7 protein-coding genes are annotated in these 6,708 nt (G+C 37.6%); 3 read left to right on the forward strand and 4 right to left on the reverse strand.

The genetic code is table 11. The features are described from left to right. Nucleotides 1-259 precede the first annotated feature (259 nt). From CWB66_RS20125 to mntA, 4 genes are all read right to left on the reverse strand, one after another. The gene (locus tag CWB66_RS20125) at nucleotides 260-601 is read right to left on the reverse strand and encodes a hypothetical protein (protein ID WP_138586786.1); all 342 of its coding nucleotides are present in this window, start codon (nucleotides 599-601) and stop codon (nucleotides 260-262) included. After that, nucleotides 602-1,621 (reverse strand): hypothetical protein, encoded by a 1,020-nt coding sequence (locus CWB66_RS20130; protein WP_138586789.1) that lies wholly within the window; start codon nucleotides 1,619-1,621, stop codon nucleotides 602-604. 632 nt (nucleotides 1,622-2,253) lie between these two features. Then, nucleotides 2,254-2,679 (reverse strand): type VII toxin-antitoxin system HepT family RNase toxin, encoded by a 426-nt coding sequence (gene hepT, locus CWB66_RS20135; protein ID WP_138586791.1) that lies wholly within the window; start codon nucleotides 2,677-2,679, stop codon nucleotides 2,254-2,256. Then, nucleotides 2,672-3,061, reverse strand: a complete 390-nt coding sequence (mntA, locus tag CWB66_RS20140) for a type VII toxin-antitoxin system MntA family adenylyltransferase antitoxin (RefSeq protein WP_007379066.1) — start codon at nucleotides 3,059-3,061, stop codon at nucleotides 2,672-2,674. The genes hepT and mntA overlap by 8 nt, the downstream gene beginning before the upstream one ends. A 570-nt stretch (nucleotides 3,062-3,631) precedes the next feature. Here mntA and CWB66_RS20145 point away from each other — a divergent pair. The 3 genes from CWB66_RS20145 (at nucleotide 3,632) to CWB66_RS20155 (ending at nucleotide 6,554) form a co-directional block, all read left to right on the forward strand. Next, nucleotides 3,632-4,729 (forward strand): Fic family protein, encoded by a 1,098-nt coding sequence (locus CWB66_RS20145; RefSeq protein ID WP_138586793.1) that lies wholly within the window; start codon nucleotides 3,632-3,634, stop codon nucleotides 4,727-4,729. A gap of 203 nt (nucleotides 4,730-4,932) precedes the next feature. Further along, a complete protein-coding gene (locus CWB66_RS20150; RefSeq protein ID WP_138586795.1) occupies nucleotides 4,933-5,415 on the forward strand; it encodes a hypothetical protein in 483 nt (160 codons plus the stop codon). Nucleotides 5,416-5,420: 5 nt separating this feature from the next. Beyond that, the gene (locus CWB66_RS20155) at nucleotides 5,421-6,554 is read left to right on the forward strand and encodes a DUF1570 domain-containing protein (RefSeq protein WP_138586797.1); all 1,134 of its coding nucleotides are present in this window, start codon (nucleotides 5,421-5,423) and stop codon (nucleotides 6,552-6,554) included. Nucleotides 6,555-6,708: the final 154 nt, after the last annotated feature.

The raw sequence follows: 6,708 nt of genomic DNA on the forward strand, positions 1-6,708 counted from the left end.
GTTGTGCCTTCATCGCGTTTAGGTTCATATTAATTTTGTGTTTAAAGATAAGTGAAATTGAGGGGCGCCGTGTGATTCCAAAGAGAGACCGGCGCTTGTCTTTCTTTGGTTGCCGCTAGCAATTAGGCAAACACTCGAATGAATTATTTACAATTTTGTAAGTAAAAATCAAGGTGCGAGATAAGCTTCTGCCGATAACTTAAAGGCTACGCTTTTATACCAAAAAAAATTAGGATATGTGAATATAACTTACTATTAACTACTTTGAAAAATAAGAAACAATACAAAGGCAAAGCATCATTCCTGTGACTGAAATTAAGTGGACAGCGCCTATTACTTTGTCAATTGGACGTGAGTACTTGGCTACAAAACGTCCATCAAACATTGGAGTTGGTATACGGGAGCGTTCAAAAAACATCGAAAATATATAAAATGACACACTAGCGCCGATGCCTTTATCCCAACTGGGGGGAAGCACACCATCTTTTTCCATATTTTTATTAATATGTTTGACTGAAATTCTCGAAAATAAAATGCCGGAGGCAAAAGTACCTATCATAAATACGATCAGAGAATATCCAGCTAAATGAGCAGCAGGCATTTAAAAAGTCCCTTCAAATATAGGTTTTCTGTCGTATATGTTTTCAGAAGTTTTTTTCATAAAATTATTCATTTTAATACTTGCTGTAAAACCGACATATAACCCTACACTTATAGCAATAACCCATCCATAAGGAGTTAACATAAGTAAAGAGCTTAGTGCTGTGGTAGTAATTGAACCGACAAAAATACCAGATGCAGTAGAAGCTCCAAAGCTGGCCAATTCAGTTGATAGACTTCTTTGCCAGTCGCCACCATTTTTGTAATCGTTGTAAACCGAGTTTGCTCTAAAAGCGCCATCGAGTAAGATCATTCCATTACCAAGCCAACGCCCTGTGTTTTCAATATATTTAATTTTTTTAAATTCTGCGGTGCTACTTATATCTAATTTAGTGGAGTGTCTGGCACTTTTAGCTATGTGAACGCCACGATTTGGGTTAGACCAAACCGTTCCTCTGCGACTTGCACGGTTAGTATTCATAAAACGTTGTAGTTCAGCTTGGTATTTAAGTTGAAGCTCTTTAAATAGTCCAAGAGCTTTTTGCTCTAAAGCGACCATGTGGTATTTAGGCATGCCTGACTTATTTGCGGTCCGTATATCTTTTAAAGATGCTTCATATTTACCCGCTAAAGTAACAAATTTTGAACTGCGAGCTTCTATTGATGTGGCACCTGAACCAACAATACCATGTGTGTTGTTTGCTAAAAATGGTATAACTTGAGCTTGAAAGTCAGAAATAGCAAGTAATGTTTCGCTGCCAAAATCTCGCAGCATTCCAGCTATGTTTCTTCTTGATTGTGCTGATAAAAGCGCAAATTGATTGACTATACTTTTTTGTTCTGTTGTAGGAGCGCTTAAAGAGTCAGTGTATTCTTTGCGCCAAATATATGGTGTACCTGAGGTGATTACTTTACTTTTTATGTGATTGTTATCTTGTGAGAAAGTATTGTTTTTATCAGTTTTACATTTTACTACTTCTGCAGTAACTGCATCCAAGCAGATTCTAATTTCTAGAGCCATGATCAGTATCCTTACTTTTCAATTGTTTAAAAAAGACTAATGATTTTTAATTAAGTAGTCAATACATAATTGCTTTTCACTTAGTAAGAGTAAAGCAATTGTGATTGCTAATGTTATATGAAATTCAATAAGCTATCCTTCCTACGAGAACAAGTAGAGCGCCTACAGCAAATTTTAAGGCAGCTGCTAAGACAATTCCCCCCTTCAATTTCACCTGCAAACACATAATTAATGAGTAATTACCTCGCATGGATGCGAGTAAAGCGATGCTTGCAAATGGGTGAAAAACGTAGTTTTGAACGAGAGGGTAGGGATACCCGAACTGGGCAGCGTAAAGGGATGTGAAAGTTGTGCCTTCATCGCGTTTATGTTCATATTAATTTTGTGTTTAAAGATAAGTGAAATTGAGGGGCGCCGTGTGATTCTAAGGGGCGGTCGGCGGTATCCGCCCTTTGGTTGCCATCGCCAACGCGATATAAGTAAATTATTTTAAAAGCTTCGCTTTTCGCGCAAGCAAGCTTTGCGCCTACAGGTGTTTGAGTGAGCTTTGTTTAAAAGCCAAAGTGCGAAGTAAATTCGCACTTTGGCTTTTGTTGAGCGCGGTGCTTAAATTACTGTAGGTGAGGTTTTATTTATGAACCTTTTTTTAGCTCTGTAATCGCTTTAATGCTAAATACGTGCATAGTTATGTAGTGTTGCTTTTTAATGACTGTTTTTACAATACTTTGATCAATATTTAAGTAATCGTGAACAAGTGCATTTCGTAAGCCTATAATTTTACGCCATGAAAGTAGTTCTGCCTCGCTCAAAAAGCCTAGATTAGTAAGTTCGCTAAATGTTTGGTAGGCATTGCTGCTGGTACTACTTTTGTGCTGCTTTAGCCAATGTTTTGATAAACCAATACACACCTCGGTCATTAACTGTAGTAATCGCTCTGCAGCTCGGTAGTCTCTGCTATTAAGTGAATCGATTTGACTGAGTTCGTCGAGTTCATCTATATATTCGTCAATATGGCGTGTTACTTCACTTAAATAAAGTGTAATTCCGGTATCAGTCATGTTTACTCGCTATGGTTTCAAATTCAAACTGGCTATAAATACGTTGCTGCTCTTTCATCGCTCTAACACTATTATTGCTTATAATTATTTTTCCATACTCAATAACGTTGAAAGCTAAATAACTTGGAATAATATTTATATCTATAATAGAAACAAGTTGCTCATTGAGGTTGAGTGCATTACTTATTTCAAGCTCAAGCTCTTTTGGTCTAAGGCGCTTATCAAAGAACTCCAGATCAAAGTTTTTAAATGCTACGGCTAAGTCAATGTCACTATGGGGTTGGGCTGTCCCTTTTGCGTGGGAGCCATATAACCAAACCACGTCAATGTCGGTGTTTTGCTGCAAGTACTTAATTATTTTCTGTATAACTTCATTTGCCACGAAAAACTAACCATTGATAAAAACTGTAATAATAACCTATCAGTTTTCTAGTGAACATTAAAATTGATATTAGTTTTATTTAATAGCAAGCTGGGCATCTGCAGTTGCTTAGATGAGCTTAAGTAATTTATATTTTATTGATGAAGCTTAGGTTCTATTATTTATAAATAAGGTAAAGTTAACTTGTGGACGATAAATATACATTTAAACTCAAAAATGACTTATTTACTTCTGAATTAGCCCACATTGATTTATGCATAAAAATAATTAATAGAGTTGCAAATAAGCTGAGTGAGCAAATAATACAATTACCAAATATGGATGCGTTTATTTAGGTTTGAAAAATAAATTAAAACCAAAATCGCGATGTAAAATCGCACCTACGGTTTTGTTGAATGTGGTGTTTAAATTATTATAGGTGAGGTTTACACCTCGTTTTAAATTGCTTGTTTATTTATTCTCTGTGTAGCGCTTAAAAGTAATGAGGCAATTAACTCCGTTATTCGCCTCATTGTATGAGGCGAATAATTGGCGTAGACTGAAGCTAATTAATTTTAGGACATAAAGACTATGTGGATATGGCAACAGCAAAATTGGCCAAACTTTACGTGGGATGATGCGGCGCTTGCTCCTTTACTAAGGGAGCTTTCGTATAATCAAGGTTTATTAGTAGGGCGTATGGGAGTGCAAACTGCTCATCAAAAGCAGCAGGCCCTTGATACCTTACTTGCAAATATTATTCACTCCAGTGCGATTGAGGGCGAAAAGCTTAATGCATTTTCGGTTCGGTCTTCACTTGCAAAAAAGCTCAATATTAATGAGCAGCCTTACCCAACAACTGTGCAAAGCGATAATCTTGCAGAGATTATGCTTGATGCGATAAATAACACAGGCTCAGCGCTTAATTTAGAGCGAGTGCTTAATTGGCATCGCTTATTGTTTGCAGGTGAGCAAAGCTTGTTTACTAAAATTGAAGGCGGGCAATTGCGTGGTGACGAGCCAATGCAAGTGGTGTCGGGGCGCTTAGATAAACCGATATTACATTTTACAGCGCCTCCTAAAGAGCGAGTAAATAAAGAGCTTTCGCTATTTTTTAACTGGTTTAACAAAGCGCAAAATGAACCTCAAATAGACCCTTTTATTCGGGCAGCTATCGCACACTTATGGTTTGTAACAATACATCCACTTGAGGATGGTAATGGGCGTATTACACGGCTTATAACCGACCTGGCATTAGCGCAAGAACATGCTGAGTCAATTCGGTTTTACGCTATGTCGGTGGCTATTTTAGAAGACAGAAAAAGCTACTACGAAGTGCTTGAAGCAACTCAGCGTGGAGAGCTTTGTATTACAAAGTGGATTAAGTGGTTTTTACGTACGCTCAATAATGCGATACACCATACGCTTAATAATATTGAGCAAACAATTTTTAAAACCAATTACTGGGCAAGTAAAGATCAAACAAAGTTAGGTGAGCAGCAAGTAAAAGTGCTTAATAAGTTACTTGATGGCCAATTTGAACAGGGTATTAGTGCGAGTCAGTATCAGAAGGTGGCTAAGGTTAGCCGTGCAACCGCAACACGCCATTTATCGGACTTGCAAACGCTTGGATTCATAATAAAAACCGCCGCAGGTGGGCGCAGTACACGTTACAAGGTTGCCCAATGAGGCAATTAAACACCTATTTGCCTCACTATTTGAGGCAAATAGGTGTTTTAAATTGAACTAGCCCTGTTAAATGTTAAACCCAAAGCGAGCAGCAAACTCCTATCTATAATTTAAAAGCTGCGCTTTTTGTGCGAGTAATCTTGATGTACTTTAAAGCATTTATAGGTACACTCTTTTAAGCTTTTTAATTTAATGGATTAACAATGATTAAATGGATTTTACTAATTTTAACCACAGTATTTGCTACAGAACTATATGCTGATGAGACGTACTCCCAAGCTCATTGCGATAGTATTAAAAAAGAACGCGAAGCTATTCGATCGCAATTTAGAAGTGGCTACAGCACAAAAGAAGGTGAGCGTTTAACTGCACGCGATAAAGTTTTATTTACCTTGCTTGCTGATCATTGCAATACACCTAAAAAAGCGAGTAGTTCCTATCAGGCCACTTCCTCTGCGACGACTAAAGCATCGAATAGTCATTGGTTACTCAACCAAAAAGTATCAAATATGTCTTTGCACAGCGATAGTTACAGTGACCAAGCCAAACTTGATGCTTGGTCTAAATTTTATAAACTGCCTAAGCGTTGTCGTAAAAAAGGTATGAGTTCGGCCGACTTTGTGTGGTGCAGTGAATATAGAGGCAAACAAAAAGAGCTTTTTGAAGCGCAGTGGAAAGAGCGTTGATAAATATGTTTAAAACAAAATTACGCGTGGTGTTTGTATTTTTTGTGTTGCTGGTTGCCTCGGCGCTCATTGCTAATCATTTTACTGGGCGGGTATTTAATTATAATGACCCAATTGGTGAGGTTAAACGCATATATAACAGTTTAGCGTTGCAGATAGTGACTGAGCCTATAAACACAAAACAGTCTAAAAAAGTAAGCACAACGACGATGCAAAAAACGTTAGCATCTGCCGATAATCATTTATTTCAGGCTAACAATACGCGCTGCGTAGATGTATCGTTAGGTGAGGTTAAATATAAACGTAATGGCGATATATTTACGTGGACAGACAGTGACGGTGTGCCGCATTTTAGTGATAAAAAACCGGATTTTGCAGTGGCAACTTACGATACTGGCTTTATTGAATCGTTAGATTACTTTGAGCTTACCTTAAAAACGCCTAATTTACCGTCGTCGTTTAATCAAGAGCTACGCATTAAACTCAATACTGTATTTAAGGTATATGGGCAGATTATTGGCGTGCATGCACTTAAAAAGGTAAAGCTGAATTTAACGGTATTGGCTACGCGCCGTGCTTACGAGGCCGCAATAAAGCAACGCGGTGGTGACCCTACAAACACTGCGGGTATGTATTTTCACGCGAGTAATTCTGCTTTTATTCACTATGACAATGCACAAAGTGCAATGCGCACGTCTGTTCATGAAGCGGTGCATGCTATTAATAAGGCTGTGTTAGGTTACACACCAAGATGGTTAAATGAAGGGTTTGCGGAGTACTTTGAGCTGACTAAAAATAATATGCAAACGGCTATTGTAGAGCCAAATAGATCGTGGACAACAAATAGCAGTATCGCTAAAAGTGTATCCACAATTAATTGGTTAATCGGCTTGGAGGATACGTGGCAAAAAGGCGACAACAGCAAACTTTATGCAAGTAGCTGGGCTGCTATTTATTTTTTAATGGATACACAGGCAGGGAGAGCTTTACTAAAAAATATAATGCTTGCTGAGCAACAGTCACCGTGTAGCAAGTTGTCTGAACAAAAATTAAAAAAGATGTTGTATACACAATTACCAAATCTTAAACGTGAATATTCTCAGTGGTTAAAAATACCTTTTAAAGTACATAATTTTTAACCTGTTTGGAGTGTATTGATAAGGTGAGTGGACGGATGGAAATTGGGTTTGGATTTGCGTTATAAATGCCTCATCCGCAGTGATTTAAAATTAAAATAAAGCGTGATGTTAGATCATACCTACAAATTAAAAACTGCGCTTTTTACGCAAGCAA

Origin of the sequence: Pseudoalteromonas sp. S558 (assembly GCF_005886635.1) — a bacterium.
GTDB classification, from domain to species: Bacteria; Pseudomonadota; Gammaproteobacteria; order Enterobacterales; family Alteromonadaceae; genus Pseudoalteromonas; species Pseudoalteromonas aliena.

Excerpts from the sequence above, each read along its gene's own strand:
- CWB66_RS20145 (WP_138586793.1), top strand. The coding sequence starts at position 3,632 with ATGTGGATATGGCAACAGCAAAATTGGCCAAACTTTACGTGGGATGAT.
- hepT (WP_138586791.1), bottom strand. The coding sequence starts at position 2,679 with ATGACTGATACCGGAATTACACTTTATTTAAGTGAAGTAACACGCCAT.
- CWB66_RS20155 (WP_138586797.1), top strand. The coding sequence starts at position 5,421 with ATGTTTAAAACAAAATTACGCGTGGTGTTTGTATTTTTTGTGTTGCTG.
- CWB66_RS20125 (WP_138586786.1), bottom strand. The coding sequence starts at position 601 with ATGCCTGCTGCTCATTTAGCTGGATATTCTCTGATCGTATTTATGATA.
- CWB66_RS20130 (WP_138586789.1), bottom strand. The coding sequence starts at position 1,621 with ATGGCTCTAGAAATTAGAATCTGCTTGGATGCAGTTACTGCAGAAGTA.
- CWB66_RS20150 (WP_138586795.1), top strand. The coding sequence starts at position 4,933 with ATGATTAAATGGATTTTACTAATTTTAACCACAGTATTTGCTACAGAA.